Origin of the sequence: Citrobacter sp. Cu233 (assembly GCF_030332225.1) — a bacterium.
GTDB lineage: Bacteria > Pseudomonadota > Gammaproteobacteria > Enterobacterales > Enterobacteriaceae > Citrobacter.
Map to the genome: position 1 here is coordinate 56,413 of NZ_JAOWIF010000028.1, position 26,154 is coordinate 82,566.

The following is a 26,154-nucleotide window of genomic DNA, read 5'->3' on the forward strand; positions in this document are numbered from 1 at the left end:
CCAAATAGCGTGATTCAGACAGTTCTGAACCACGCGGGGTAACATCTCAATCAACGCAGTGTTATAACGGCCAGCGGCCATTACCATTCTGTTTTGTACATCGGGTTCGCCGGGTCATCCGTATCGCCCATGATCCAATCAGAAAAAAGCTGGTTGCTAAAGAGTTGCGTGGAGAGCTGCATCAACTCGCGCTGCTCGTCTGTTAAATCCATAGCGGGATCATCAGGTTGCGTTACGGCTCCGGCGCAAACAGGCATTGTGCTAATTGTCATATCGCTCATTATCTCATCCTATCTCAGGAACTCTTTTTGAGTTTCCAACAGGGCCTCAATGGTCGAAGATACTACCTTCGTCAGGTTATTATAAATTGTATTCGCCTGGTTTAATTTTTCAGACATGACCTGCGAATCACTTTCTACCGTACTGGACATGGTATTCATCGAGTTTTCCCACTCATTAAATACGCTGGTGCTGACGCTCACTTTAGTTGACGCGCCGTGTGCCGCAAAATCCCATTCCGCCATTGGCGCGAAATAAATATTCGCCATTGATTCTCCTGGATAACTACCGGTTGTATTATCATTCGAATGAATAACATACATTTCAGCCTGCATGATAACGGGTTCAGTGACATGTACAGAATCTTTATTATTTTTTGATGAGTTAGTTAGCTGTGGATCAAGCATCTTTGTTGGAATTAAAAAACAATCATATGCGTGATAATCTTCAGTGCTTGTCGATGTTACCAGAGTGTAGCCAGCTGGGATATAGTACATGTTGTAGGATTTGTTTATTGCATCCGTTGGTACAACCATCAGATCTTTAGATGTTGGAATAACAAAATAACGTTTATCATAAGTATCATCACCGTCATATTTTTTGTAATCGTGTTCAAATTTATTATCACCATGATAACGAACATCATTCTTCTTTAAAGGAGACGGCGCATTTGTAGGTCCTGAAGTTCCAGCGTTATAACGATATCCGAATGAATCGGTCGAGAAATTATCGGCATCAATTATCGGTTGGATATCCGGGTAGACATATAATGTATAAGTCCCGTTTTCTTGAACCAGGTATAATTGATTACTGTTTTCAGGCGTATCAGGTACAACGGTGATAGAATGATAAACGGTAACATTATCCATGTCAGTCTCCTCTGTGCCCATCTTACCGTCTTTACCTGCCGTGACTTCTTTGTCAACAACCAACTGGTCTTCCATATTCAGTTGAACGGCCCAGTAATCGACACCGGCCAGATCAAGCCCCCGAATAGCTACCGGCCCGCTGGAAGGCGGCGTTGGCTTCGAGCCGTCAGCATTCCGAGGCGGATTAATTTCGTCGGTATTAGGAATAGTCTTTTCTCCTGTCACGTTACCTTTCTCATCCGTGGTCGGGACTGTGACATACTTGCCCCAGCTATCGATTATGCTGTTCAGCTCATCCTTCACCCCATGAACATCAATGTATATCTTATCTTTATTATCACCCGTTCCACTGGTGATATATTTCACCATTCGGGTTTTAAAACCATTTACCGCATCCAGAAATTCCACGCTCTGGTTAGCCAGATCCGTGTAGACGTCCATATAAGTCGTTTTTAGCCCAGCCAGCTCGGTAGCGACATTAGCATAGATTTCCCAGTCACTTTGGGGGACGCCACCATTATCCTTTGTGTCCCAGGTATACTGGCTATAATCAACATAATCATCAACTTTGCCGTCGCCATTGGCATCAAGATCAAAAACACCGTCGCCGTCTTTATCCATATTGCCATCAAGCGGTACAGTCCAGTCAATAGGCTTCTTTCTGGGGTTAGTATCAATATCCCAGATATCCCTGGTACTCTTAATACCTGAATCCGTTTTTAATAATAATGGCAAGCTGCTTTTCAATACATTTTGTGCTGGTGTGGTATCGATCTTCACCCCTTCTTTGAGCAGTTCATTATATTGCTCAGAGTACACAGACAGCTCCGCCAGGAAAGCGTCAATGATCTGCTGTCGGCTAACACTGGAATTTGTCGTCATCGCTATGGCAGAAACATCCGTTGCCTCTTGTGTGGTAGCAGTGGCTTCGGTGGTAGCGTGCAGTGAAGAAAGTAGAGATCTTCCTGTAACAGGAGCAGCAATCGTAGTCATGGTCTCGTTCCCTGAAAAAGTTTAGCAGTATCTTCAATATCCAGGTATTTCAGCAAACCTGTCCTGAGACTGCACATAATGGAGCAACTGCATATTGCTGGTAATCGCGAGTTTCTGCATGGCGTTATGTTTATGTACGGCAACAGTGCAGACAGATCGCTTAAGGAGGCTGGCGATTTCCTTTACGCGCATACCGCGGGCATAAAGACGAATAACTTCCAGTTCTCGTGAGGTTAAAGATGAACTCTGCTGATTAGAATCAAATGCAATACCAGCAGGATCCATATGCTGCCGGATAAGCGGCGAGGTAAAAAAAACGCCCTGCAAACAAGCGGCCAGCGCTTTTGGCAGACAGTGTACTAAATCATCTTTCTTGCTTAATAAAGCGCGGATACCCAACATCTTAAACCTTCGCAGCGTCAGAGCGTGTGTTTCATTTGTCAGGATAACCAACATGATACCGGGTGCCGACTGCTGAATTCGTTGAATAAAACGGCTATCATTTCTACTACCCATGAATTCGAGTGGTAAATCGATAATTAAAGCCAGAGGTTTCTCCGCTTTACTGCAGAGCAGTTGGTTAACCAGACTTTCTGCTGAATTAGCAGAAAACTCGATGTCAGCACAATCGACAAGCACGCTACGTAGCCCCGTTATGACGATAGGTTCGTCACTGACAAGTGCTACGGTATAGCGTGGATGCGGTAGATTTCTTCTCATATACAACTCCTTAAGAAGCAACGGTTAATCAATCCCTGATTAATGCTCGATTAAATTTTATAGTTATATTTTATTTACAGATGGCAGTTATATTCGTCCAAAGTAAAAGATTCTTCCAAATCATTTATTCTTATTTTTGCATTTAAGAAAAATAAATATATCTGTTTAATGAACGTTTAAATACTCCAATTTCACATCGTGAATATATTTTTGTGTTTCCGTAAAGGGCGGAACCTGATTGTTGTATTTTTCGACATTGCCTTCCCCTGCGTTATAAGCAGCAAGCATCAGATCCAGATTGTTGTCATAACGCCGCGCCAGTTCGGACAGCAGAAAAGTGCCAAGGTGAATATTGACATCCGGGTTCGATAACGCCGCCTTTTTCAATCCGTTCCCTAACCTGAGTGATAAACCATTCGCCGTTTCTGGCATGATCTGCATAAGCCCCACAGCACCTTTTGCCGAAACCACATCTGGATTAAATCCGGACTCTACGGCCATAACAGCTCTGATCAAATGCGGGTCAACACCGTAATGCCGGGCATAACGAACAATGGCATCATTATACTGACGACTTCCTTTTGTTTTAGCAGATGGGCGCTGCGAGGGGGCATCCGCAAAGCGGACTGATTGTGAACCACTGAATGCTTGCCAACGCAATGCCAACTCTCCTTTGACGGTGGGGCAAGGCTTAGCCATTTTTGAAGTACGCTGCGGAGCCACATGCGTAATCCCTCCGGCATCAACGTAACACCACTGCCCGGCAAAAGCGGGAAGCGCCAGGCAGAAAAGTAACACTGGCAAGCTATTGCGCATTATTCTCATCCTCCTTCTCAGAGGGTTCGTCACTGTCAGTATCCGGCCCACTGCCAGCACCCTCTTTCCACGCAGTATCTGCGTTCTCAACCGCAGCGATTTCATCCGGCTGATGCTCCTGGATATCCTCGGGAGCATCATTCTTCCAGGCTTGCTCCACTTGCTCGAGCCAGGTAATCAACTGCATAATTTCATCTATGCTGTCACTGTCAATAAACGTATAAATTTTCGCCGTTTTGAATATTCGCCGCGCCAGTGGAATATTACGAATAACCGGAACATTGTTTTTTTCCGCAAATGCAATGGCAGCGACTGCCCGGGAATTCTTCTCCACCACTGAAATAAAAGGCAAGCCGATAACCTTAGGATTATAATAAATGCCCAATGCGATATGTGTCGGGTTAGCCAGTACCATTTTCGACGTCATTATATTTGCTTTGGTTTGCTCAGAAAGCAGTTCACGATGTAGCTGTTTGCGCGCACTTTTTATATGCTGATCGCCTTCGTTATTTTTATATTCCTGCTTTATTTCTTGTTTCGTCATCATCAAGTCTTTGATATACAAGAAAAATTCAGCCAGCGCATCAAAGGCCATAATAATTAAAAACGGCAGCAACGTATAACAGAAAAGCAGAGGTAATAGCCCCCGCCATACGGTCATAAAATGCTGAATATTACCTGAGGGCAATGCGAAAAGACGAGCATGATATTTTATCACAAAAATGCTAAATCCCGTTATCGCCATGCCAAGATAACAGATGGCTTTGACACTGTCTTTCAGGTTTCTGATACTGAAAATCTCTTTAAATCCTTTCAATGGGTTGATGGCGTTGAGATCCAACTTTATTGCTTCTGATGCCATTTTGAAGCGGGTTTGGATCAGCGTTACCAGCATTGAGGTGAAAACGGAGACAACCGCTATACCAGCTATAATTTTAAATGCTGTAGAAAAAACCAGGCGTGAATATTCACCTGTTGACAGCATAAACCCACTGGTCACAAATAAATCAAAATAAAACATCAGCTCTTTGGCATCTATAGTCAGCCACACGAACGAAGATACGGCGATTAACGTGAGCAGCCCGACAAAGTCCCGGCTCAGAAACATCTGTCCTTTTTTGGCCGAATCCTCTTTCTTCTTATGTGTGGGTTGTTCAGTTTTTTCCTCACTCATGACTATTACCTCCCTGGCAAAAGATCACCCAGCCGTAATTCAATGAGCTGGGGAATGAGTAACGGTGTCAAATAAAACAGCAGCACAATAATAGCAACAACACTTTTCAATGCCAGCGCAACGGAAAAAGCATTCAATTGCGAAGCAAAACGAGAGAGCAAACCAAGCGCGCATTCTGTTATAAAAAGAGCAACAACGATGGGCCCTGCCAGGATTAATGCTCTAAGCATTATCTCATTAATCAAATGTATCCCCTGGAAGGCCAATGTTTGATCAAAATGGAATGGTTGTGCCACTGGGAATATTTGATAGCTTTTCTTTATCGCTTCACAAAGCGTAACCATCCCACCACTGAGCATAAATGTAGCGCCATAAAAATAATTCATAAAACTCGCGAAAACAGATGTTTCTACTCCGACGCCCGGATTCATGGTGCTACTGATGGTTGCGCCTCGTTGGTTATCCATGATCTCCCCTATTGCCAGTGCTATCCAGAACGGTACCGACAAGCAGATCCCACAAATTAAACCAATGATAACTTCCTGAGTAATAACAGCCAGCACAGGCTCTGTCGGCGCAAGTGAAAACTGTACGCTGAGTATGGGTAAAATACCCACAATCAGGAAGCACATGATGACATTTTTGACAATCATCCCGCCTAATATCTGGCTGTTGAACCAGGGCAAAAAAAGAGTAACCGGTAAAATTCTGGCCATTCCGATAATAATAAGGACGATATATTCATGGAAAAGCACATAGACATTCATAGGCGACTCGTTAGGGTATCTGGAATGCCATTGCTAACACTTCTGCGGCGAAACTTTTCAAGCTTGATACAAACCACGGCGCCGTCATAAAAAGCGCCGCACAAACCGCCAACAATTTAATACCAAAAGGCAATGTTTGTTCCTGTATGTGCGTGATCGCCTGAAGAATCGCAACCACAATACCCACAACTGTCGCCACTATGACCGGAACAGCAGAGAGTATCAGGACCATGTATAGCGCTTTATTACCGATATAAAAAATGTTGTCCATCGTTACCCCGCTGTCTTCCATAGCGCTGCATACTGCATGACCATCCCCGTCGCGATTTTAGACCAGCCATCTATGGCCACAAAAAGCACTAATTTGATTGGCAGCGATATTGTTACCGGGCTCATCATCATCATCCCCAAGGCCAACAGGACGTTCGATACCAACAGGTCAACAACAATAAAGGGAAGATACACATAGAAACCTAAGATAAAGGCGCTTTTGATCTCACTTAATGAATAAGCCGCTAACAAAGTAAATAAAGAGCTATTTTCTACTGTTGGTTTAATTCCCTTGACCTGATGATCATCTGTGATCGGATACTGCTGTTGGTAAATATTACTAAAAAAAGTTAACAATTCCTTATCTGAAAAACGATATAAATAGTTTTTATACCCAGACAACCCATTATCAATAAAATTTTGCACTGACTCCACATTTTCAAAACTCACACCTTCCTGGCGATAATAATCATATCCCTGTAGTGCGACGGGAGACATAACAAAAGCAGTCAATAACAATGATACGCCATTTAACGTCATATTCGATGGTGCCTGCTGTAAACCAATCGCATTACGGATCAGCGAAAAAACTATCGAGAATTTAATAAAGCAGGTTCCACCGGCAATAAAAAATGGCAGAAGTGTCGCGAGACTGAGTATACCAACAAGACCAATACTATTATAATCCGTCATAAGTTTGTCTCACGCTGCGCCGTAAACTTTTTCAATCTCCACTGCCAAACGTTCGTTCAGTAAAACGAGTTCACCCGTCGCGATCGTTTTCCCCTGGACGCGAAGCTGAATGGCTATTTTATTATCATCTACCCCCATGACCGAATCCAAAACATCACCTGGTTGCATTTGACTAATATCGGATAATGTCATGCTCGTTTCACAAAGCACAAATTCAATATTCAGCTTGAGGCCATCCTCACGCCATAAATCATCCATTGAAATATTACTTGTTTGATCATCCATAATACCCTCACTCACTGAAAAATGGTCTTGCTCATACTGCACAGAGCAAAATCGCTTGTGCCCCACATACAGGGCTGTACATTCATTAATAAGCCATAACGCATCACCAACATTAAGATGGCGAATATCCTTAAGCGTTAACGGCGTGAACCCCAGGGATATTTTCACGGGACAGGGCAAACAGGACCAGTCTGTATCTGTTTCCACATCAGGTATCACTATTGATGCAAGGGTATCTTCAGCAAACCAGATACAATCTGCACCTTCACCGGTACTGTATAATTTTTTCTCTGATGAAAGCAGGCATTCCAGTTGTTGTACGACGATATCCTCCAGGGGAACTGAAAACCACTCGAGGCCAGGACTAAGCTCAGCAAGCAAAGCGCTGTACAGCCTTAAGAGCATTTTTTCGCCAACGTGCTGAACGGAGAACCGTGCATCCTGCATAGCATAGGTTTCCAGCAACCGGTCAGCCGAAACATAGAAACTGATCTCCTGCCCTGCAAGCAACCCGCTACAACGCATCAAAGATCTCTGCTCCCGCACCTGGTACCTGATAAAAGGGATATTCCGCCGAGTGCAGTATTGCTTGATCCGATTCTCGACGGGATCCAGGCATCGCAAATGTGAAATTAGCGTACTCAAACCTCGTCCTCCTCACTGGAGGTATCTCGCTCAGCCTGATTTTGCTGCTGCTGCTGTGAATTCTGTTGACTGTGTAAATAATCGTTCTGAGCTGACGCGACTTCTACGCGTAGAGCCTGTATGGGATGCTGTTGCTGAAAGTTCGCCAACCGTTGTCCAATTTCGGTATCTGACGGGACAACCTGAACCTGCGTATCCGCTCTGTTTTGCGCATGCTCTATCCGCACCCTGGCACTTTGCTGAGTTGGAAATGTCCAGCGAATTTCAGTCACTTCCTGTTTTGCCTGGAGCTCCTCAGCGGCACTCACTGTGGATAAAAATTGTGCCGGGTGCGTCATCCCCTTATCACTCGATCTGAGTGGCTGCTTGTCAGAAGCGGAAGTATGAATAACATCCGCTGTATTTTGTGGCTGGAGGGTGGCTGGCACCGGTATATTCGATAAAGTATGTTCCCTGGCGCTTTCGTGCTTCGGTTGTGCCTCAGCATGTAAAGCAGTCGTCGTTACATTGGTATCGAGTGGTAACGTTGTTTTCTGTAAATGCGTAATAAGATCCTGGGTAGTTGGTAATACAGGGGCGTGACCATACTGTTGAGGTACCGAAACCCGTTTATTAGCGATGTCGCGGCCCTTATCCTGGTTCTGTACCGGTAACGCTGCCAGCACATTTTGCGGCACCACAAGTTGCATATTCATAAAGATTCCTGGCGTTGAAATCTCCGCACTTTGATCTTCATGGCCTGCCAGGTCTTTTGTTTTCCCAGGTCGCTCTTGCCGGTTCCCGATATCGTTCAGCATCCGCTGCACGATATCATCAACAGATATCACCGCATCTTCCGTGGTGATCTGGCCTGATGAGGTTTTACTTACTGGGGTAGTTCTTACATTTTCCATGACGCACATTCCTCTGTCAGAGATTCTTCCCGGGCGATGAGTTTAATATTCCGCTGACTCTTAACTTTTTGTCGGCACAATGACCATTTACGTTTTTTCCGTTCATATCTGGCTCGTAATAGCTTCAGACGGGATTTTTCATTCTCTTGTTGAAGTTTACTCTGCACTAAATCATTTTTTTCTGTCTCCAGCCTGTATAAAGCTGAGAGCAGTAATGACTCTTTACGTTTAGTGTTATAAATTGTATTTTTTGTTAATTTCTTTTCTGCAATAGCACTCCACAGAGTGATAATGTCATAATCTATCTCTGTTTTTTTCTGCGTGTTAGCAATAATCAGATTTTCTAATCGCTCTATTTCTCGCTCACTGCGGATCACTTTCAGCACAATGCTGTCGCAGTAAGTCGAATAGAGATTTTCCATCCTTTTATATGGCATACAGATACTCCAGCATTTGTTCAAATGATGTTTTATCTACCATTTTTTGTTGTAAAAAAGCCATTAGCGCCTCTTTTTTCCCAACAATGCTATCCGTCGTAGGGTTTTCACCGGGCTGATATTCACCTAATTCAATCATCAGTTTTAACTCATCCAGTTTCGACAAATAACCACGAAACAGAGACGCAGCTTCTCGTTGTTCATCTGACGAAACGGCCCGTGTGACACGACTGACGCTGCGCAGTACATCAATCGCGGGATAGTGGCCCGTACCGGCTAATTTTCGTGAAAGGTAAATATGTCCGTCCAGAATAGAGCGAACTTCATCACCGATCGGATCGACCTCTTCTTCTTCTTCAAGAAGTACCGTGTAAAACGCCGTAATACTGCCATGTCGCGTTTTTCCACTCCGCTCGAGAATGCGGGGTAAATTATCGAATACCGATGACGGATAGCCGCGACGAGCAGGCATCTCTCCTGCGGAAAGTGCAACGTCGCGAAGCGCGCGCGCATAACGCGTCATCGAGTCAATCATCAGCACGACATTCTTACCAGCATCACGAAAATATTCAGCAACAGTGGTGGCGATAAGCGCGGCATTCCGACGTTCAACTGCTGGCCGGTCTGAGGTTGAATACACCACCACCGTTTTATCACGTTTATCCTCAGGTATACCTTCCGCTAAAAATTCTGTAACCTCGCGGCCTCGCTCACCGACCAAGCCAACAACATAAACATCAGCAATAGAATGACTGATAATCATCGTCATCAAGGATGTTTTACCGGCACCTGCTCCGGCAAAAATGCCGACTCGTTGACCAATTCCACAGGTTAACAACCCATCAATAGCTCTTACGCCAGTTGCAAATAACGTATTAATAGGACGACGATCGCTGTAGTCCGGCGGTGATTGCATTATTGGCCGTTGTACAGCAATAACATCATTCACTGCTTGTTGAGCAAAACGTTCGCAGATCTCACCTTGTGCATTAATCACTGTACCCAGTGTATTTAATGAGAGTGAAAGGGAAAATACGCTGCCATCTGGTACGACAATATCAGAACATGAAATACCGTCGGACCCACCCAGCAGGCACAACACTGCATTATCTTTATTAAACCCAATGGTTTCTGCTTGCCCTATGAAATGTCGATCATTCAGCGAACGATAAATTCGACACCGTTCTCCTACAAAGGTATGGCGCAGAGGAGCAGTAATTATCGAACCATGAATCGACGTTATTCTGGCATCACAGCGAAAGATATCACGCAGCGAGATCTCTTGCATTATCTCAGCACCTGGTTAAAAACTTCAGAATAATCAAAAAATTGGCCAAGCGCCGCCGCGAGTAAATCAGATTGCTCAATAACGCTATCACTGAGGAGCGCACGTAAGACGAAATCGCCATCATTTTCCATCAATTGAAGCTGACCCGTTGCAATCCAGTCATGCTCTTTTACGAGCAGTTCAATCAGTTGCACTGCACCATTCAATAATGCCTGATGATTATATCCACCAGGTGTACACCAAAGAACAACAACATCATCGGTTGTGCTGAGCATGATCGAGTTTCTGTCGTTGAAACTAAGCTCTATGGTTGAATGATGGTCAATATCTGAAATTAATGATGAATCACATCCCATAATCTCCAGCGCACTTTTGAGCGTATCAACAATCTTTGAAGTATCCATTTATTTAATCCACCATTTTAATTACATTAACCTTCACGCTTTCTGATATTTCACCAAATGAAATGACATCCAAATCAGAAAATTGTGACATCATTAACCGCTTGGTATAACGCCTGATATCAACGGCCGTCAACAAGACCACATCTTTGCGGGAAAGACTGCTCAAATGTAGTTCGAACCGATTCATGACAAATTCATTGTCCGCTGGGTCCATATTAATAAATGACCCCGAAGCCGCTGTCTTAATTCCTTTACGAATTTTCCCCTCCAGTTCTGGTGATAGCACCATAACCAGCAAAATATTATCAGTGGAAAACTTATCCGAGATATAGCGAGCCAGAGCACCTCGCACATGTTCCACTAACTGAATAGTATCCCTCTCCTTCCCCCCCCAGAGAGCTAAAGCTTCAAGTACTGCTTTCATATTGCGGACAGAGATTCGTTCACTTAGTAAACGCTGCAACACTTCCGAAACACGCTGAACGGTGCAGTGTCGATATGTTTCTTTTAACAACTCAGGATATTGACGTTCCAGCTTGTCCATAATATTTTTTGTTTCCTGGATGCCGAACAGCTCCGCTATTTGTGCAGTTACGATAGATTGAAAAGAGAGCATCATTTCATCTTCGGCACCCCGCAAATTAAAACCCAGAGACAGGCACAACTCACGGCTCGGTTCAGTAACCCAGTATTCTTTGTCATCACCATTTTCAACAGTGATAACCTCAACACCAGGAAGCTCGATTACCCCTTCGAGGTTTAAAACTTTATAGTGCCCAAAGCAAATGGGAAATTCCCCGGCTGATACTTCATTAATGAGTACTACAGCACGATCTTTTGCCACGTTGGGGCTCATCACCACATTTACCCGGGAAAGCTCAACGCCATAATTAATATAAAATTCCCGTGAAAATCGCATGCCAAAATGTTCCAGATCGAGTTCGCTAAATCCTTGCTCTGGTAGCATTACCATTAACGGTACAGTTTCTGGTAATAAATCAGACAGCGCGGATAACGTCGAATCCTTTTCATTTCGCGATGAGCCACCGGCGCTGCCGCTTTTACCCCCCCCTCCTGCCGTAATCGCTGCTTGTCTCTTCGCTTTTATGAGTCGGTTGAAGAAGACAGCAAGAATGATGCTGGCAATCAGAACAAAAACGAATAAAGGGAAGCCGGGTAAACAACCAATTAAAACGGCCACAACTGCGGTGACGATTAATACAAAATCACGTTGAAAAATCTGGTCAATAATGTTGTTACCAAGATTTTTCCCATCCTCACTGACACGTGTAACCACAAAACCAGTACCCACAGAAATAAGCAGTGCGGGGATCTGTGCAACTAGCGCATCACCGATAGTTAAGATCGTATAAATATCAGTCGCAGCACTAAACGACAAACCATGGCGTCCCATGCCAATCGACACGCCACCGATAAAGTTAACAAAAATAATGACAATACTAGCAATGGCATCACCCTTGATAAATTTCATGGTGCCATCCAGAGCCCCGTATAACTGGCTCTCTTTTTCCAGCATTGAACGACGCATCTGCGCTTGATCAGCATCAATATTGCCGGCGCGTAAATCAGCGTCAATACTCATCTGCTTACCTGGCATCGCATCCAGTGAGAAACGAGCGCATACTTCCGCAACGCGCTCCGAACCTTTGGTTATGACAATAAATTGAAATAATGTCACAATGGAAAATATGATAAAACCAACAATGATATCGCCAGCAATAACAAAGTTACCGAATGTCGTAATAATATGCCCTGCATCGGCCTGTACCAGAATCATACGACTGGTACTGATAGAAAGAGCAAGTCGGAATAAAGTCGTAATCAGCAACAAAGATGGAAGCGCAGAAAACTCAAGCACTTTTTGTATGTAAAACGTACCAATGAATATCAATATAGAAAACGTGATATTGAATGCTAAAAGGATATCAATAAGCCAGGTTGGCAACGGAATAATAAGCATTGCCAATATTGATATCATCAATACGACCAGAAAAAGCTCAGGTCTTTGTGCTATTTTTTGCCACATAGTCATACACCACTGCTGTCAGAATTAACACTGCTCAATATGTTTTATAGCTCGACCATAGATTTGCGCTATATTTGGTTTTTTCAGCAAAACACAAAAGTAAATCTCACCACGGAAGGAAAGCATCTGCTCGTCACTATCCAGTGTTTCACTATTGTTATACAACCAGGCAGACAAGTTGATCTCTTGCATCGGTATTTTTGTCATAAAAAAATACCATAAATCATACCGGCAACAGCGAAATAACACATTCTTAAATGTGACTGATACTTCCTCTCCAGCACTTAAACGGCGAAGTTGTGCATCCAGTGCAATATCATCCATATACCCGTCCAGTCAGCGTTACACGAGCAAAACCATCAATAATCATTGCAATAATTTCTTCCACGTTTTTTTTTATTTTTTCCGCATCTCTCATGTCCTCTGCAAACAATCCAAAGGGAAGTTGTTTTACAGCTGCGTAGATTTGTTGCACAAAACTATTGTTATCACGCTTCGGATAGTATTTCATGCAATCATTTACCAGATTCATTGTTAATGCTTTGGTATTATCGGGTTGCGCAATAATTCTGATAAAAAAATCCAGCAATTTAAATTCCCACACTGAACCAGGAGGAATATACTCTCCATCAGGCATCATATTCATGAAAACCTGGTCGGCCGAACGAAGCAAATTCATCCTAAAATTTGCTTCGAGTAGCGGGCCGAATTCCATCGTACTGCAAGAAGGATCATAGCTATTAATATCACAATGTAATGCATGCCTGTAATAATCCATAACAATGTATCTGTTCTCAATCCCAAATTTCTCAATAGACATTTGGTAAATCTCGATTGGATCCAGATCCTGCATCAGAAAGCTCTCATAGGCTCTACGCAGCATACCCTCATTTTTTTTCAGCCGCACACTGAATTGTTTTGCCACTTTTGCACTGTTGATACCTGCTTTTATCTTTTTCTTGTCAGGTCCCTTCATCAAAGTTTCAAGTGTGGATTCCAGGAGTTCCAGCGGAACATCCGGGAGTTCATCCTCTTCTTCGACCTTTTTTTTCTTCTTCATTAAAATGAAAGCATGTAGAAGCAGTGCAATTTGCGCAGGGTCAGGAAATAATTGGTGCATAAAATTCAGCAGTTGCTTGGCTGCCATTGCCCCTCCCTTAGCAAAATCATTGATTTTGACTACACAATTGGGGCTCTCTTCTTTAACTGATGCTTCACATTCTGCAGCAATACTCTCTGCTGATGATGACTTTGCCTTTGCTGTCCGGCTATTTTGCAGGAATGAACTTAATAACGCAGACATATCATCTGCCATATCCATCGCCACAGAGACGGAGCTTTTCTCTACCCTTACCTCAGCGTCATCCTGCAATCTGGCAAGCGTAGTGATCAGTTCATTAGCCCCGCTCACATTGTTCATGCGGGACATGGAAGAACCTTCCAGTGCCATACATTACTCCGGTAATTTGATTAGCGAACTCTTAATGGCATCCCAACCATCATTAACGTAGCCGTTAAGGGACTCTTTATTGCTAAAATCATCTTTAAGAATTTTGGGTTGAATCAAAAAAAGCCTTACAGCCTTAGAGGAGTTGTTTGTCGTGGTTCTGAACAGACCACCAATCCAGGGAATATCACCAAGGAGAGGGATTTTGGTCACACCATCAGATAATTGATCGCGCGTGTAGCCGCCAATCAATAAATTTTGCCCTGCGGAAACCCTGGCCATGGTACTGATTGAGGTATTACCCACCACCGGAAGTTGATCCACCATCGCCGTATCCCCTTGATCATCAGATACGGTATTGCCATCCGTAATATCTACATTCATCTCAACCAGTTTATTGTCATCAGAAACCATAGGAATAACGTTAATCGATGTTCCGTAAGTCACCGTCTGGAGTGAAACTTCCCTTTCTCCCATTAACTTGACATAAAAACTGCGAGAATTATCAAAGATTGCGGGTATATTATCCTGTGCTAAAATAATGGGCCGCGATACAATATTCGCCTTGTCTTTTTGACTTAGGGCATTGACTGTAGCCAGGAATGTATCGCTCTCAGTGCTGGATAATATACTTGTAGCATTAAAGAAAGATTGTATATTTGAACCAATTTTATACTGACCTTGCCAGTTGACACCTATCTGGTCCAGATCATCCTTATTGATATCAATAATCCACAGCGAAAATTCAACCTGCTTGCGAGGAATATCCAGACGTGCAATAAGGTCTTTCACCATATTGACCTGATCCTGAGTTCCTTTAATTAGTAAGCTATTTCGCCCGGTGAACGGCAATACCTTGATACCCGTCTCATCGTATCTCCCCATCCCTGTGTTGTTAACTTCTGCACTGACGCCGAACTCAGGATCGCCCTGTACCGCAGGGTCCGCTGCCTGGGAAAGCTTATCCTGTTTTCTTACCACGATGGTGCTTTTACCATCTATGTGATTATCACTTAGAAGATCGTTAATAGTAGATGCAATACCTGACATTGTTTTCGTTTGCCCGCGATAACTATAAGAACGATCATCAACAAAAACATGACGAAGTTTGACAGCATCAATTACTAATTCATTATTCGATGAACTATATTCATTCCCCATAAAACCAGCGATACCCACGATAATGTCGATATATTTTGGTGGGCCTGAGATATAAAGTGTGCTGGTTGAAAGGTTCATTTTTAGAGGGTAACGCTCATCATACATCCCATTACTGCGAAGGAAACTCTCTAAGTTTCTATAATTTCTGGCAGGGAAATGGACGACCGCGGTTTTGGCTTCTGATGACTCGTAGATATAATATATTGCACCATCAAAATACCATATCAAACCCAAATCCTGAGTAATGCGCTCGATCATTTCCATCGGTTTATTCAGATCGAATCGCCCAGTAACCGAGTATTTTTTGGCTCGAGAACTTGCAATGATAGGTTTTTTTAGCTGTGATGAGATAGCTTTAAAGACATAGTCAACGCTTTTATCACTTGCTGTAAAACTGTTTACCTGTGCTGTCGGTTCTGCCGTGGTTGCATCGTTAATGACGGATGCGACGGGATCTGCTGCGCCATCCAAACGCTTATCGGCCGCAATAGCACCACTCACTGGCCCCAACAAACCCAGGATCAGCATGGCGCTCAATTTTCTGCTAGCGAATTCAATCCTGAAAGACATTAACATATCCGTCCATGAAATATGAAAAAAAAGGCACACTTGTTTCTTCAATAATGTTTAAACAAACCCAGTCATCGCTGATGCTGATATGGCAGGGCACAAACTGGCAAAGCTTAACCATTAATACAGAAAGCAAAGCATATTTATCAATAAACCTCTCATCCGTTAGCAGGAATAGCTTATATGTGTTCTTTAAGCTAGCATCATAGTCGTTCATTAACTTTCCTTAATGACGACGGAGTCATGCCAATAGAAGATAATATTACCTGATGAATATGTGATGATGAGGCAAATCCATTATTCATCGCAATCCTGGTAATGCTTTCAGACGATCCCAGAAGTTCCAACGTTGTTTTCGCCAGACGCCATGCTTGTATCTTTGATTTCGCTGTATCACCAAAAAACAACTGCGTTTTTTTCCTAAAGTAGCTATATGACAAGCCATAGCGTTCGCTCAACTCTGAGATTTTGTCACAAGCACTATAATTCTCGATAAGATAGCGTGCGAGAAAATAAGATTCCTGCTGGCGAATAAAATGACAGAACGCAGAAAACCCCCCTTCTCTCTCACCTGCTAAATACTTCATTATAAATGTTTGTTCCAGTTGGCGGTAACTAAGATGTAAACCTCTACAATCATTGAACTGAGGAAAAAAACGGTCTTCACCCTGCGTATCGCCAGTATTCTCATAAGCGGTATCAAGAAATGCCAGTAGTTCTGAGAAATATCCGGAATTAATCAGACCATATAGAATGAGTGATGTCGTTGGTACAAACTGTTTTTTTACACCATAAAGCAAATATTGACGATATTTCCCCTGTTTACTCAAGGTATAGCAGCAATGCTTATGGTTAGACTTTTTGCTATCAGTTTGCGTTGACGATGCGTCATGCTTCAGCGAAATACAGAATAAAAAATTACCGCAAAGCTGATTGCGTTTAAGTTTAGGTGCTGATTGCCATTCTATTTTCTTAATATTCATATATTACATCCGCGCCTCATCAGATGGCTGAATGCCGGAAATGTCCATTTTACCGCTGTCTTCAACATCGGCCATTTGCACCACAGCCTCTGTTGCACAGATATTGAGATAATACTCTAATTTTGAGTCAGGGGTTTTTATCGTTAGTTTTTTCCCTTGCAAAACCCAGGCAACTTTCGCCTCTGGCGCTTGTGTCGCAGCGAGATATTGCGTTGTACAATAGACAAGCTGTTGTCTGAAAGATTGCGTCAATTTCGCACTCTGTTCGTCAGGCACCAATACGATATCATTTTTTACCTTACTGTTTTTATTGGGTGCACAGCCATTCAGAACAATCGATGCGACAACTATTGCTATCCACAGTACAGGCCGACTCTGTATCAAATACTTTTCCATGTATCTGCATGCTCCATAAAATTGCATCTCTATGTATTACGAGAGCTTGCCACTCACCACTCATCGCTTCCTGTCAGGAGAGATTAATGCCTTCTGGAAGAACAGTATCTAAATATTTGTTTATTTTTTCTTTATTCCCAGACTAATAAATAAATATTTATTTGTTTTTTGGTTATATCCCTTAAACTGCCATCCAGTATCGCTCTTTTGCATGGGATATTTATGGAAGACAGTTCGCAGAACGCAGGTATGGATTCCCCGCCCCACTATGTTATGAAGGTCCTTTCTGGCCCTATGTACGGCGTGGATATCCCTCTGCCATATAGTGAAACCGTGTATGTTAGCTTCATTTCCCAGGAACAATTGTTGACTGTTGAACAAGGCGAGATGCAATCCCTTTTCAATAGCACCAATAGTATTGTTGTTCCTTCAACCGGGGAACAAAGCACCAGTTTCCTATTATCATTTACACTTTCGCCTAATGAATCAGGTATTGCAGTGTTTAGCCAATTGCTTTCCACTGCAGGAAATCCCGTTTATCAGGCAGAAAGCGAAGCGCCAGAAAAAAACGCTTTGTTACTCAATACCCCAGTGGAAATTGGTTTCGTTACGGTTGCGTTAAAAGCAGAGGAAGATGTATGGCATCCGGATGTGTCAAATAGTCACAAAGGAACGGTTTCCTCGACTGCTGACCCTGATGTTAACAGCGCCCTCATTGCTGATAATAAATCGCCAACGTATTCTCGGTGTTTGCAAAATCGGTTTTATCGGTTGACACTACTGTGCACAGTCTTGTTTATATTTTTTACTGCTATTTCAGTAGGTTATTTTTTTGTGGCGGATAATAGCCGTTCAGTACGCAACGTGCTCTTGCCTATTGCTCCAGATGTCATTAAGTTAAAAAATGGTAATGTCTATATCATTACTAAAACAGATGCTAATGCTGAATGGGGCTGGCAGGCGTTAATTAAAGATAAAATAAATACCAGCAATATTCACATGATATCTCTTGAATCGGCACGACTGGAGCTACCCGCAATGCTTCATGAAATGAAAATGCCATTTCATCGACTGGAGCTCAAAGGTTCAAGAGATATTACTATCGCATTTAGTAAAGAACGTTGTACTGAAAGTATTTGTAATGCTGCCTTCAGAACGTTCATTGCCAGGAATTACCCATGGATCAATAATATTTCCGTCGATTGGTTTTCTGATCGCGATATCGTTGCATTAGCAAATCGTAAACTAAACGATCTACAATTACAGTTTACAACCAGCATTATGCCGTCACACGCTCGCTTTATTGTTCATGGTGTACTGGAAGGTGAACAATATTCGGCGCTTGAAAACACCATGACCACCTTCATGCAAGAGTATGGCAGCGAGTATGTTCAGTTTGTTTTTGATTTGGAAGAACCGGGATTACGCCCTTTGACCTATCGTAGTGGTGATGATAGCTACGCCATTACCTCCGATTATCATTGGCTTTATCCCTATTAGTTATATTTAATGAAAGGAATTTATTATGGTCAACTTTACTAATATTTCACACGATGCTAGCAGTGTTGATAACCGGACGTTTGGTATGGGGTATATTTCGAATATGTCAGGGGGGTTTGAAACAGGGACGCAGGATCTGCAGAAAAGTCTGGACGAAGCATTAGATACATTACAGAATGATCCCAGTAACCCAGCAAACCTTGCAAAATATCAAAGTGCATTGTCCGAATATACCCTTTACCGAAATGCGCAGTCTAACGTCGTAAAATCGTTCCGCGATATTGATCAGTCAATTATTGCAAACTTTAAATAAAAAGGGGCGAGTGGCGATATGGCAATAATTTCGTCACCGCTGATTCCACTCACGGACATGGAGTATTAATGTGAGTATCACTATTAGCCAGATATCTCCGCAAATATTACGGTCATCTACGCTGTTGGAACCCCAGCCCTCTTTAGTGACTGGCGATCTTGTTGACTTGGACACTCGTCTGTCAGAAGAAATTTCCCGACAAGCCGTCGGCTCACAGATGGAAAAAGATCGAATTACAGCGGCATTAAGCAACCCTGCTGTTACATCTGACCCAGAACAGCTGGCGAAGTGGCAGGAAAGATTAAGCGCCTACACGATTGATACGAGCTTTATGAGTACGTTGACGCGTAAAGGCGTCTCAGCCATTGAAACATTGATAAAAACATGATGAAACCTCTGAATGCTAAATCTGTGTTGTTATTAATTATATTTTTTCTCTGCGGATGCAATGAAAAATTAGCCGATCAGTTATCTGAACGTCAGGCTAATGAAATTGTTACACTGCTGGAGGCAAATAATATTGATGCACGCAAAGCGGACAGTGGCAAAGGGAAATACTCTATACAGGTGGCGTCGGAAAGTCTGGCATCTGCCACAACATTACTGACGGCTTATAAGCTTCCTTCCGCTGAAGATATTGAAATATCTCAACAATTCCCTGCTGATGCTATGGTTTCAACACCCTTGGGTGAAAAAGCACGGTTAATTTCGGCCATTGAGCAACGCCTTGGGCAGACATTGCAGGAGCTTGAGAATGTCACCAGCGCGAGAGTGCATTTAAGTTACCCGGGGATCAGCCCCGAAGACAATGAATCATCGTCGATGGTTGCTTCTGTACTCATCATGTACCGAGGCACAATTGATGAAGCAGGATATGCCGACAAAATCCGCCGGTTTATCAAAAATGGCTTACAGGATATGCATTATGAAAATATCTCTGTTGTCATGTTTCGTCAGTCAATGCCGCTTCAGTCGAAGAAAATTACATCTGCTTACCCCGTATGGGGATATACGTTTGTGATTGTTTCGGTTGCGATGATGTTGGTTCTCATTGTACTCGGTATTTTCTGGTCACGCCTGTCCCGATTATTTTCATCGAGGAAAAAAACAGCTGATAATATCTGACCGTATCAGTACTGCGTTCCCATGGGGAGACGATGCTTTCGTCCCCCCCTTTTCTTATCATCTTTTTCGAGATACTTATGGATAACATGCTGGTGCTGAGCAAAATACTACTTATGCCGGCCGAATGGGCGCATACTGCCAGACTTGAAAAATGGCGGAGAGGGCAGAATGCGCTTCCTCTTTGCGTCATAAACAGCCTCCTGTTACAGGAAAACCATTTTGATATTGACCCGGCATCACTTACCGAACAGAACTGGTTTTTTATTTCCCGTTGGGAGTGGTTTTATCCCGCCGCCATGATGACAGCAGCCCGACAACTGGCGCCGGTTTTTTTACGCTTTCCTGCCAGTCTGGGTCTGTTAAATGCCGATCAACGCGCCTTCCTCTACGTGCCGTGGTTTCCATCCACACAGACAATGCCGGATAATCAACAACCTGATTTCAATACTCTCGAGCAACAGGCTTATACGTCATTAATGAAAGCTATGCATAATCGCTTGCCTGAACCACTCATTCCACTGTTAGCTTTTCTTTTCCCCGAACACTGTAAAATGCCGCAGCTCAATGCGGATCAAACCTATCCAGAAGACTACTCTCTGTTCCTGCAGGCCATAGAATATGCTTAGACAAATCTCGCTTTCATCCAGGTTACCGCTACCCGACTCTCCTCTTATCAAAGCCAATTGGCTACGTACCGCCACAACCGCAACCAAACTTGAACATCAGGCCAAAATTCAGACGCAACGTACACTGCGTGATGCCTCCGTTGAAGCTGGTAAACTACGATCAGAAGCATGGATTGAAGGTTATAGCGAAGGTATCCAGTGTGCATTACAGACTGTAATTCACTATATCGACAATATTGAATCTGTGACATCTCGTCTGCTGCTTCAGTCACAACAGCAGTTGGAAGAACAGCTGCGGCAACTGTTTGCCAATGAATCCTGTATAGAAAACATGCTTGCGCTGCTGGCTCATCATATGGGGCGTGAGAAAATTACCGCACGTAAAGCGATCATCTCCTTTCCAGCTCACGCTGCTCGAGCGGCCGTTACTATACGCAATAATTTTCAGCAATGCGGAATTGAGGTCGAGCTACGCACAAGTCCACTCGAGGAGCTACGCGTCGAATATGGGCAGGAAATCTGGCGCTGTGACTTTCTTCGACAATCTTCGCAACTGGCTCAGTTGGCAATAAAAGCGACTTTTGAACAACAGGTGATACCCGAAAAACTTGCCGAATATCGCCGTCTTGCACAACAAGATCTTGTCGAAAAACTGGCCGCAGGAAAGTAAGCTGAAAATTATTACCCTACAAAAAAACCGATATAAAATATCGGTTTTTTTACTCTTAAAAATATCAGGCTTTCAGATTGCTACTCACCGTCGAAACCATATCAGCCGAAGTATGGCGGATATCAGACAGCAGAGACAGTAAGTTGGCCATAATTTGCGCTGCTTTCTGCGCGGTCTCTTTGTCCATTGACATGGTTTGATCCAGCATATGGCTGCCTGCAGTAAGCGTATTTTGTTCTGCTTCCATATTTTTTATTTGCATATCGAAAACACCATTGATCGTCTCTGTCATGCCATTGAACGCTTGTTGTGTCGACATGGTCATGGCAGGACTTGCGAACGACGTTCCAAAAGAAGCTGCAGCACCTACTGCATGAACGGTTCCGGCCGTAATGCCCTTGAACAACGCCATCTCCCCTTGCTTTCGCAATTCATCTGCTGCTGCACTTGTCAGATTATGACTGAGCACCCCAAGTTCGCTTGACATCTTATTACTGGCTACCGCGGCGTCATTTTCTGATTCGATCATTGCAACAATCAGAGCAACCAGCGAACTGGCTTTCGGCATCGCCACCGTTACCATATTGCCCGTCAGGGTATCGCTACTTCCCAGTCCCGCCTGTAATTGATTAAGCAACTGCTGCGCTTCTTTTTGCAATGCCGCTTTGTCACTATTTTTTCCATCAGCCCCTTTGTAACCTTCACTGGCAAGCTTCACCAATGCCTGATAAGCCTGAGTGTCTTTAAAATCTGCCGCCGACGCAGTCTGCGCAGTACCCGCACTGGCACTGGTATTAATATAAACATTACTTGGTGTTGCTGAATAAACTGAACTAACCATAATATATATCTCCTTTTAATGAATATTATGCGCGAGTCTGCGCCAGAATTTGTTTACCTACCTGCATGGACATCCCTGATGCCTCGGTTTCACCTTTAATAATTGCATTCATGGTTTTCATCGTATTGCTGTAATTCTCAAGGACCATATCCATAAATTGCTTAACAAAATCAGTGTCTTTCATTATTTCCATTAACTGAGCAGAAATCTCATCACGTCGCTTTTCATAGATACCATTGCCCACAGAGGAACCTGATGCAGCTAATTGATTAGCAGTCATTGACGCATACATCGTTACTTTAGCGCCCATCTGAATGACTCTTTTTGCACTATCGAACATAATCTTTTTCGTCGTGATTTTCGCCGCGACTTTAGCCACAGTTGTTCCAATATGCTTCGTTACGCTACCTAACAGTTTCGATAGCCCACTTGCATTCATACCCTTTCTCGTCAGTATCGCTGCGGCAATCATTAGCGCGATTAGCGTTATCACGGCGAGTATTTTTGATGTCATAGCATCAATACCCATCGCTTCAAACATTTTAGCGATACCGTCCACTATGCCGCTGAACGCTTTCGCCATAAATGACTCCCCGGTAACAGCTTTCGTGATCAGATCCGATGTTGTAAGCGCAAGACCAATAACAAAAAATACTGCCATCGCGCCACCGGATAAAATAGCGGTGATAGCCCCTGCCACCATCATAATTGCACCGACAACTTTACTGACCCAACCAAAAATTTTATTCATCCTTTTTTGTTTTGCGATTTCTTTCTCAGACTTATCGGTCTGTTTTTCCAGTTCAGCTTGTTTAGCGGCCTGTTGCGTTTTTGCCAGCGCCATGTTGTTTTTTAATGTTTCTTCATTGCATTTTCCCAAGATTGTCACGAGCTCGGCCATCAGCAAATCCACTTTATTAATGCCATTGCCGGTTTGATTTTTATTTAACTTATCAAGTTGCTGGAGGGCCTGTGTCTGATTGAACGCCCCCGGTAAAGCGGCATTTGCTTCATTCATGCCATTGGCAGTATTAAGTACCTGCTGTGCAGCGGCGATGTTCTGTACCGCCAGCGCAACATTATTTTGCGCGACAACCTGAGCGGCAACAGCCTGTTGTAAAACATTTTTCGCAATGGCAACCTGGTCTTCTGCAGCCGCAATTTGTGCTCTCAGCGTTTTTATGCTGTCTAAACTGGCTTTAATATTCTGCAGGTCCTCTTTTGCATCTGAAATATCTTTCTTCACCTCATAGGCATATTGTCTTAGCTGACGCCCTTCATTTTCATCGGGCCAATCCGCGCTGTTTTGCACAAGCGTATTTAATAACTTTCCAACATCATCAAGAAGCGATTGTATTTCAACGGTAATCGCTTCTATTTCCGCTAGCAGACTGGGGTCGGAAATAGAGGCAGGATTGTCTTTAATTAACGGTATAAGTGCTGCCTTCCCGGTTTCGATTGCCTGAAGATCTGTCAGGATCTGCTGTGCCGCCTCTTTTCCGGAAAGATTTGACTGCGCGATGGAATCAACAACCTTAGCCAAATCACGAAAGGAAGCTTTCGTTTGATTAGAGTGGTCTTTCAGTGAGTCAATGTTGCGACTTACAGAGGCTTTTAGAGAAGAGAGTGGATCATCAACATCGCTATGCACTTTTGCGAGCACCTGATTTGCATCATCCAATGCTTTCGACGCGTTATTCACCGCCGCATTTGCTCCAGTCAGTATTTGGTCGGCATTCTCTTTTTGTGCTTGCGCTGATTGCACACCGGCCTCAGCCCTATTGACTTCGGCTTGTGCATTTTCTACATCAGATAGTGCCCCAGTTGTTATCGCCGATGCGCTGTTATTAATTATCTGGCTGGTTTGACTACGCAGTTTCTGCGTTGCGATCGCCGAGTCACCTAACACTACAGATAATTTTGCCAGAACTTCCGCCATTTCATAAGCTTGAGATTCCGTTTTCGCCGTGGTGGTTGGCGCTGTCGCCTGCTGCGTCGTCAACCCCGACGGCAAAAGCGCTGGCGCGCGTAACATTGGTTTCCACGGGTCACCCGTCATCGTTGATTTCTCCGTTTGGGTGACCAGCTTTTGCTGTACGATTTTTAGGGCAGCATTTCCATCACTGCTGTTGGTGGTCGTAACATCGTTCTTAGCAATAGTCACGCGTTCGATATCACTTTCACTGTTTGCTTGTGGTGTGACCTGCGTGACAGGTTTAGCAGTTACCCCTAACATAGTTATTGTCCTCAATTCTCGTTAATCGTCGCCAATGCCCGGAGATAGATTTCCGCGCGTTTTACCAGATCCTGGTCTTTCTCGTGCACAATGACCTCTTCAAATGAATCGCGTGCTTTCGAATAATTGTGCAAGTGCATATAGCACTGCCCGGCTTCAAAAATGGCACGGAAATCATCGCCATCCAGCGCATATGCAATCGCATAGATATCCAGGGCATTTTTGTACTCTTGCTTCAACTGATAAACAGCCGCCAGTCCGAACGCATAATCAGGATTATAGAAGTCGTACATCATCAAAAATTTAAAAAAGTGCTCCGCTTTTTCGATTTCTCCTTTTTGGTAATAATCGTAAGCGCAGGCATAAAAGCCACTCATCAGGCTGTCTGGAATGCCGTACAACTGCTTGCGGGTCGCTCCGGATTCAAATAAATCCTCCAGAAATTGTTCTCGATTTTCTTCTGAAATTTTGTCGAGGATTTCTTCCATCAAAATATCACTATTATCCATACATTAATTCCTTTTATTTATAAATCAAATACCTTGAGGTAAGAAGAACATCGCGATTATCGCAATTCGCATTCATGAAATATATAAATAAAGATTTAGAAAAAGGGTTCCAGACACCAACATTTCTGATGACGACTCATAATCAGGAGCATTTTTTGGAAGTTTTCTTACTCTCAAAGCATTAGCCTCATAGCAATCATATTATTCCAGCATGAATATAAACACGAAAAAGGAGATTTAACATGGGGATTCATCTACGAGGAAGGCATAGTGGCATTGAGCAAACAACAGCGAATACCAATAGAACAGACAATGTAAAAAATCAGCACAAAACTCATTTTTCTGAAAAACTAAGTTCAGTAACAATGTCGGTAAAAAAATTTTTTCGTCCAGAACCAAAAATAAGTGCCCCATTGGTAACCATTCCCGAAAAATCATATTCAAAGAGTGTCTCTTCTCTTACCGAAAAGCATGGGCCGGACTCTAATTATGTTGCAGAGGCAAAAGCGAAAAAAGAAGTTACAGATGCAGTAAATATAAATCACTTAGACACTCTTTTTGAATCCACGGTTGCGGCATACAGTGAGGGACGCTCTCCAATGAGAGGAAGTACCGGTGCAGCTACCGATGAAAGATGCATGAATGAATTATTAAATATAAAAAACGGCGGAAATCCTGTTAGTGATCTTTCAGCTAATATCATTCTGAAAACAGTGAGATCTGAACGCATGCCACATATAACTGAAAGTATAAAAACACTCAGCATGGATCAACGGTCATTTAATAAACATATGGATGATAAGATAGGAAGGCTTTCACCAGAGAATCAAGCATTAACGAATGCTATCTTCGGGAAACTTGGCTCGGAGATGGTAGTTAAAGATGAAATAGGTCAACCAAGTAATGGAACAAGCATCAAAATGGCTGATTTTATGAGTATTGTTTGTATGCAGGGCATCATAGATGTTGGGCAATTAGTTGAAGATGTTAGATCCTTAGACCAAACTCAGGTAAATATAGTCGTGGCAAGTATAAAAGAAGAGTTGCACGACGAGGAAAATGATATGGGAGGTGCATCTCAGTGGATAGGAAAAAGCATTGCCCATAAATTAGCAAGTTATATGCTCACAAAAGTACCGGAAGACCACTGGCAAACAGAAGACTAGAAGTCGTACGCCAGGAATGCCGCACTCACTA

General features: G+C 43.2%; 30 protein-coding genes. 7 read left to right on the forward strand and 23 right to left on the reverse strand.

The genetic code is table 11. The annotated features are described in order from the left end of the window. Positions 1 to 80: 80 nt before the first annotated feature. From OGX95_RS01110 to OGX95_RS01205, 20 genes are all read right to left on the reverse strand, one after another. Positions 81 to 281, reverse strand: a complete 201-nt coding sequence (locus tag OGX95_RS01110) for a hypothetical protein (RefSeq protein ID WP_286628006.1) — start codon at positions 279 to 281, stop codon at positions 81 to 83. Positions 282 to 290: 9 nt separating this feature from the next. Further along, positions 291 to 2,141: an IpaD/SipD/SspD family type III secretion system needle tip protein gene (locus tag OGX95_RS01115; RefSeq protein ID WP_286628007.1), complete on the reverse strand. Its 1,851-nt coding sequence runs from the start codon at positions 2,139 to 2,141 to the stop codon at positions 291 to 293. 33 nt (positions 2,142 to 2,174) lie between these two features. Next, on the reverse strand, positions 2,175 to 2,861 hold the full coding sequence (locus OGX95_RS01120) for a LuxR C-terminal-related transcriptional regulator (RefSeq protein WP_286628008.1): 687 nt from the start codon (positions 2,859 to 2,861) through the stop codon (positions 2,175 to 2,177). A 165-nt stretch (positions 2,862 to 3,026) separates the two neighbouring features. Next, positions 3,027 to 3,677: a lytic transglycosylase domain-containing protein gene (locus tag OGX95_RS01125; protein ID WP_286628009.1), complete on the reverse strand. Its 651-nt coding sequence runs from the start codon at positions 3,675 to 3,677 to the stop codon at positions 3,027 to 3,029. Further along, positions 3,667 to 4,851 carry an EscU/YscU/HrcU family type III secretion system export apparatus switch protein gene (locus OGX95_RS01130; RefSeq protein ID WP_286628010.1) on the reverse strand — a complete coding sequence of 395 codons (1,185 nt, stop codon included), beginning with the start codon at positions 4,849 to 4,851 and terminating at the stop codon, positions 3,667 to 3,669. Before OGX95_RS01130 ends, OGX95_RS01125 begins: the two co-directional genes overlap by 11 nt. Positions 4,852 to 4,856: 5 nt before the next feature. Then, positions 4,857 to 5,618 (reverse strand): type III secretion system export apparatus subunit SctT, encoded by a 762-nt coding sequence (sctT, locus tag OGX95_RS01135; RefSeq protein ID WP_286628011.1) that lies wholly within the window; start codon positions 5,616 to 5,618, stop codon positions 4,857 to 4,859. A 10-nt stretch (positions 5,619 to 5,628) separates the two neighbouring features. Then, the gene (gene sctS, locus OGX95_RS01140) at positions 5,629 to 5,889 is read right to left on the reverse strand and encodes a type III secretion system export apparatus subunit SctS (RefSeq protein WP_286628012.1); all 261 of its coding nucleotides are present in this window, start codon (positions 5,887 to 5,889) and stop codon (positions 5,629 to 5,631) included. Positions 5,890 to 5,891: 2 nt separating this feature from the next. Next, positions 5,892 to 6,581 carry an EscR/YscR/HrcR family type III secretion system export apparatus protein gene (locus tag OGX95_RS01145; protein WP_286628013.1) on the reverse strand — a complete coding sequence of 230 codons (690 nt, stop codon included), beginning with the start codon at positions 6,579 to 6,581 and terminating at the stop codon, positions 5,892 to 5,894. Positions 6,582 to 6,590: 9 nt separating this feature from the next. After that, positions 6,591 to 7,391 (reverse strand): FliM/FliN family flagellar motor switch protein, encoded by an 801-nt coding sequence (locus OGX95_RS01150; RefSeq protein ID WP_286628672.1) that lies wholly within the window; start codon positions 7,389 to 7,391, stop codon positions 6,591 to 6,593. Positions 7,392 to 7,507: 116 nt separating this feature from the next. After that, positions 7,508 to 8,404, reverse strand: coding sequence for a hypothetical protein (locus OGX95_RS01155; RefSeq protein ID WP_286628014.1), 897 nt, complete (start codon positions 8,402 to 8,404; stop codon positions 7,508 to 7,510). Then, positions 8,392 to 8,841 carry a hypothetical protein gene (locus tag OGX95_RS01160; RefSeq protein WP_286628015.1) on the reverse strand — a complete coding sequence of 150 codons (450 nt, stop codon included), beginning with the start codon at positions 8,839 to 8,841 and terminating at the stop codon, positions 8,392 to 8,394. Before OGX95_RS01160 ends, OGX95_RS01155 begins: the two co-directional genes overlap by 13 nt. Next, a complete protein-coding gene (sctN, locus tag OGX95_RS01165) occupies positions 8,831 to 10,129 on the reverse strand; it encodes a type III secretion system ATPase SctN (RefSeq protein WP_286628016.1) in 1,299 nt (432 codons plus the stop codon). Before sctN ends, OGX95_RS01160 begins: the two co-directional genes overlap by 11 nt. Continuing rightward, positions 10,129 to 10,533, reverse strand: a complete 405-nt coding sequence (locus tag OGX95_RS01170; protein WP_286628017.1) for an InvB/SpaK family type III secretion system chaperone — start codon at positions 10,531 to 10,533, stop codon at positions 10,129 to 10,131. The genes sctN and OGX95_RS01170 overlap by 1 nt, the downstream gene beginning before the upstream one ends. Positions 10,534 to 10,537: 4 nt before the next feature. Then, positions 10,538 to 12,586 (reverse strand): EscV/YscV/HrcV family type III secretion system export apparatus protein, encoded by a 2,049-nt coding sequence (locus tag OGX95_RS01175; RefSeq protein ID WP_286628018.1) that lies wholly within the window; start codon positions 12,584 to 12,586, stop codon positions 10,538 to 10,540. Between the two features lie 18 nt (positions 12,587 to 12,604). Then, on the reverse strand, positions 12,605 to 12,904 hold the full coding sequence (locus OGX95_RS01180; protein WP_286628019.1) for a hypothetical protein: 300 nt from the start codon (positions 12,902 to 12,904) through the stop codon (positions 12,605 to 12,607). After that, positions 12,897 to 14,030 (reverse strand): HrpJ domain-containing protein, encoded by a 1,134-nt coding sequence (locus OGX95_RS01185; RefSeq protein WP_286628020.1) that lies wholly within the window; start codon positions 14,028 to 14,030, stop codon positions 12,897 to 12,899. The genes OGX95_RS01180 and OGX95_RS01185 overlap by 8 nt, the downstream gene beginning before the upstream one ends. Positions 14,031 to 14,033: 3 nt before the next feature. Next, positions 14,034 to 15,758, reverse strand: a complete 1,725-nt coding sequence (gene sctC / locus OGX95_RS01190; protein WP_286628021.1) for a type III secretion system outer membrane ring subunit SctC — start codon at positions 15,756 to 15,758, stop codon at positions 14,034 to 14,036. Next, entirely contained in the window at positions 15,742 to 15,975 is a 234-nt protein-coding gene (locus OGX95_RS01195; protein ID WP_286628022.1) for a hypothetical protein, read from the reverse strand. The genes sctC and OGX95_RS01195 overlap by 17 nt, the downstream gene beginning before the upstream one ends. After that, complete coding sequence (locus OGX95_RS01200; protein WP_286628023.1) at positions 15,962 to 16,741, reverse strand: helix-turn-helix domain-containing protein; 780 nt, start codon at positions 16,739 to 16,741, stop codon at positions 15,962 to 15,964. Before OGX95_RS01200 ends, OGX95_RS01195 begins: the two co-directional genes overlap by 14 nt. A 3-nt stretch (positions 16,742 to 16,744) precedes the next feature. Beyond that, positions 16,745 to 17,137: a hypothetical protein gene (locus OGX95_RS01205; protein WP_286628024.1), complete on the reverse strand. Its 393-nt coding sequence runs from the start codon at positions 17,135 to 17,137 to the stop codon at positions 16,745 to 16,747. A gap of 222 nt (positions 17,138 to 17,359) precedes the next feature. Between OGX95_RS01205 and OGX95_RS01210 the strand changes: the two genes are divergently transcribed. The 6 genes from OGX95_RS01210 to OGX95_RS01235 all read left to right on the forward strand — a co-directional run bounded on the left by OGX95_RS01210 (position 17,360) and on the right by OGX95_RS01235 (position 21,371). Then, the gene (locus OGX95_RS01210) at positions 17,360 to 18,637 is read left to right on the forward strand and encodes a PrgH/EprH family type III secretion apparatus protein (protein ID WP_286628025.1); all 1,278 of its coding nucleotides are present in this window, start codon (positions 17,360 to 17,362) and stop codon (positions 18,635 to 18,637) included. Between the two features lie 85 nt (positions 18,638 to 18,722). Then, positions 18,723 to 18,950: a type III secretion system needle complex protein gene (locus OGX95_RS01215; protein ID WP_286628673.1), complete on the forward strand. Its 228-nt coding sequence runs from the start codon at positions 18,723 to 18,725 to the stop codon at positions 18,948 to 18,950. A 70-nt stretch (positions 18,951 to 19,020) separates the two neighbouring features. Continuing rightward, positions 19,021 to 19,338 carry a type III secretion system inner rod subunit SctI gene (gene sctI, locus OGX95_RS01220; protein WP_286628026.1) on the forward strand — a complete coding sequence of 106 codons (318 nt, stop codon included), beginning with the start codon at positions 19,021 to 19,023 and terminating at the stop codon, positions 19,336 to 19,338. Beyond that, positions 19,335 to 20,075 (forward strand): type III secretion system inner membrane ring lipoprotein SctJ, encoded by a 741-nt coding sequence (gene sctJ, locus OGX95_RS01225; protein ID WP_286628027.1) that lies wholly within the window; start codon positions 19,335 to 19,337, stop codon positions 20,073 to 20,075. The genes sctI and sctJ overlap by 4 nt, the downstream gene beginning before the upstream one ends. Positions 20,076 to 20,152: 77 nt before the next feature. Next, positions 20,153 to 20,701: a hypothetical protein gene (locus OGX95_RS01230; RefSeq protein WP_286628028.1), complete on the forward strand. Its 549-nt coding sequence runs from the start codon at positions 20,153 to 20,155 to the stop codon at positions 20,699 to 20,701. Further along, positions 20,694 to 21,371, forward strand: a complete 678-nt coding sequence (locus OGX95_RS01235) for a type III secretion protein HrpE (protein WP_286628029.1) — start codon at positions 20,694 to 20,696, stop codon at positions 21,369 to 21,371. The genes OGX95_RS01230 and OGX95_RS01235 overlap by 8 nt, the downstream gene beginning before the upstream one ends. Positions 21,372 to 21,435: 64 nt before the next feature. Here OGX95_RS01235 and OGX95_RS01240 read toward each other — a convergent pair whose 3' ends face one another. Genes OGX95_RS01240 through OGX95_RS01250 form a run of 3 tightly spaced genes read right to left on the reverse strand, consistent with a single transcriptional unit; the run spans position 21,436 to position 24,957 of the window. After that, positions 21,436 to 22,212, reverse strand: a complete 777-nt coding sequence (locus OGX95_RS01240) for a hypothetical protein (RefSeq protein WP_286628030.1) — start codon at positions 22,210 to 22,212, stop codon at positions 21,436 to 21,438. Positions 22,213 to 22,237: 25 nt separating this feature from the next. Then, on the reverse strand, positions 22,238 to 24,448 hold the full coding sequence (gene sctE / locus OGX95_RS01245) for a type III secretion system translocon subunit SseC family protein (protein WP_286628031.1): 2,211 nt from the start codon (positions 24,446 to 24,448) through the stop codon (positions 22,238 to 22,240). Between the two features lie 11 nt (positions 24,449 to 24,459). Continuing rightward, entirely contained in the window at positions 24,460 to 24,957 is a 498-nt protein-coding gene (locus tag OGX95_RS01250; protein WP_286628032.1) for a SycD/LcrH family type III secretion system chaperone, read from the reverse strand. 242 nt (positions 24,958 to 25,199) lie between these two features. On the opposite strand from OGX95_RS01250, the gene OGX95_RS01255 reads away from it, so the two are divergent. Further along, a complete protein-coding gene (locus OGX95_RS01255) occupies positions 25,200 to 26,123 on the forward strand; it encodes a hypothetical protein (RefSeq protein ID WP_286628033.1) in 924 nt (307 codons plus the stop codon). Positions 26,124 to 26,154: the final 31 nt, after the last annotated feature.

Bases quoted from the DNA above. Each gene is read 5' to 3' on its own strand.
- OGX95_RS01110 (WP_286628006.1), bottom strand. From the start codon at position 281: ATGAGCGATATGACAATTAGCACAATGCCTGTTTGCGCCGGAGCCGTA.
- OGX95_RS01115 (WP_286628007.1), bottom strand. From the start codon at position 2,141: ATGACTACGATTGCTGCTCCTGTTACAGGAAGATCTCTACTTTCTTCA.
- OGX95_RS01120 (WP_286628008.1), bottom strand. From the start codon at position 2,861: ATGAGAAGAAATCTACCGCATCCACGCTATACCGTAGCACTTGTCAGT.
- OGX95_RS01125 (WP_286628009.1), bottom strand. From the start codon at position 3,677: ATGCGCAATAGCTTGCCAGTGTTACTTTTCTGCCTGGCGCTTCCCGCT.
- OGX95_RS01130 (WP_286628010.1), bottom strand. From the start codon at position 4,851: ATGAGTGAGGAAAAAACTGAACAACCCACACATAAGAAGAAAGAGGAT.
- sctT (WP_286628011.1), bottom strand. From the start codon at position 5,618: ATGAATGTCTATGTGCTTTTCCATGAATATATCGTCCTTATTATTATC.
- sctS (WP_286628012.1), bottom strand. From the start codon at position 5,889: ATGGACAACATTTTTTATATCGGTAATAAAGCGCTATACATGGTCCTG.
- OGX95_RS01145 (WP_286628013.1), bottom strand. From the start codon at position 6,581: ATGACGGATTATAATAGTATTGGTCTTGTTGGTATACTCAGTCTCGCG.
- OGX95_RS01150 (WP_286628672.1), bottom strand. From the start codon at position 7,391: ATGCGTTGTAGCGGGTTGCTTGCAGGGCAGGAGATCAGTTTCTATGTT.
- OGX95_RS01155 (WP_286628014.1), bottom strand. From the start codon at position 8,404: ATGGAAAATGTAAGAACTACCCCAGTAAGTAAAACCTCATCAGGCCAG.
- OGX95_RS01160 (WP_286628015.1), bottom strand. From the start codon at position 8,841: ATGCCATATAAAAGGATGGAAAATCTCTATTCGACTTACTGCGACAGC.
- sctN (WP_286628016.1), bottom strand. From the start codon at position 10,129: ATGCAAGAGATCTCGCTGCGTGATATCTTTCGCTGTGATGCCAGAATA.
- OGX95_RS01170 (WP_286628017.1), bottom strand. From the start codon at position 10,533: ATGGATACTTCAAAGATTGTTGATACGCTCAAAAGTGCGCTGGAGATT.
- OGX95_RS01175 (WP_286628018.1), bottom strand. From the start codon at position 12,586: ATGACTATGTGGCAAAAAATAGCACAAAGACCTGAGCTTTTTCTGGTC.
- OGX95_RS01180 (WP_286628019.1), bottom strand. From the start codon at position 12,904: ATGGATGATATTGCACTGGATGCACAACTTCGCCGTTTAAGTGCTGGA.
- OGX95_RS01185 (WP_286628020.1), bottom strand. From the start codon at position 14,030: ATGGCACTGGAAGGTTCTTCCATGTCCCGCATGAACAATGTGAGCGGG.
- sctC (WP_286628021.1), bottom strand. From the start codon at position 15,758: ATGTCTTTCAGGATTGAATTCGCTAGCAGAAAATTGAGCGCCATGCTG.
- OGX95_RS01195 (WP_286628022.1), bottom strand. From the start codon at position 15,975: ATGAACGACTATGATGCTAGCTTAAAGAACACATATAAGCTATTCCTG.
- OGX95_RS01200 (WP_286628023.1), bottom strand. From the start codon at position 16,741: ATGAATATTAAGAAAATAGAATGGCAATCAGCACCTAAACTTAAACGC.
- OGX95_RS01205 (WP_286628024.1), bottom strand. From the start codon at position 17,137: ATGGAAAAGTATTTGATACAGAGTCGGCCTGTACTGTGGATAGCAATA.
- OGX95_RS01210 (WP_286628025.1), top strand. From the start codon at position 17,360: ATGGAAGACAGTTCGCAGAACGCAGGTATGGATTCCCCGCCCCACTAT.
- OGX95_RS01215 (WP_286628673.1), top strand. From the start codon at position 18,723: ATGGGGTATATTTCGAATATGTCAGGGGGGTTTGAAACAGGGACGCAG.
- sctJ (WP_286628027.1), top strand. From the start codon at position 19,335: ATGATGAAACCTCTGAATGCTAAATCTGTGTTGTTATTAATTATATTT.
- OGX95_RS01230 (WP_286628028.1), top strand. From the start codon at position 20,153: ATGGATAACATGCTGGTGCTGAGCAAAATACTACTTATGCCGGCCGAA.
- OGX95_RS01235 (WP_286628029.1), top strand. From the start codon at position 20,694: ATGCTTAGACAAATCTCGCTTTCATCCAGGTTACCGCTACCCGACTCT.
- OGX95_RS01240 (WP_286628030.1), bottom strand. From the start codon at position 22,212: ATGGTTAGTTCAGTTTATTCAGCAACACCAAGTAATGTTTATATTAAT.
- sctE (WP_286628031.1), bottom strand. From the start codon at position 24,448: ATGTTAGGGGTAACTGCTAAACCTGTCACGCAGGTCACACCACAAGCA.
- OGX95_RS01250 (WP_286628032.1), bottom strand. From the start codon at position 24,957: ATGGATAATAGTGATATTTTGATGGAAGAAATCCTCGACAAAATTTCA.
- OGX95_RS01255 (WP_286628033.1), top strand. From the start codon at position 25,200: ATGGGGATTCATCTACGAGGAAGGCATAGTGGCATTGAGCAAACAACA.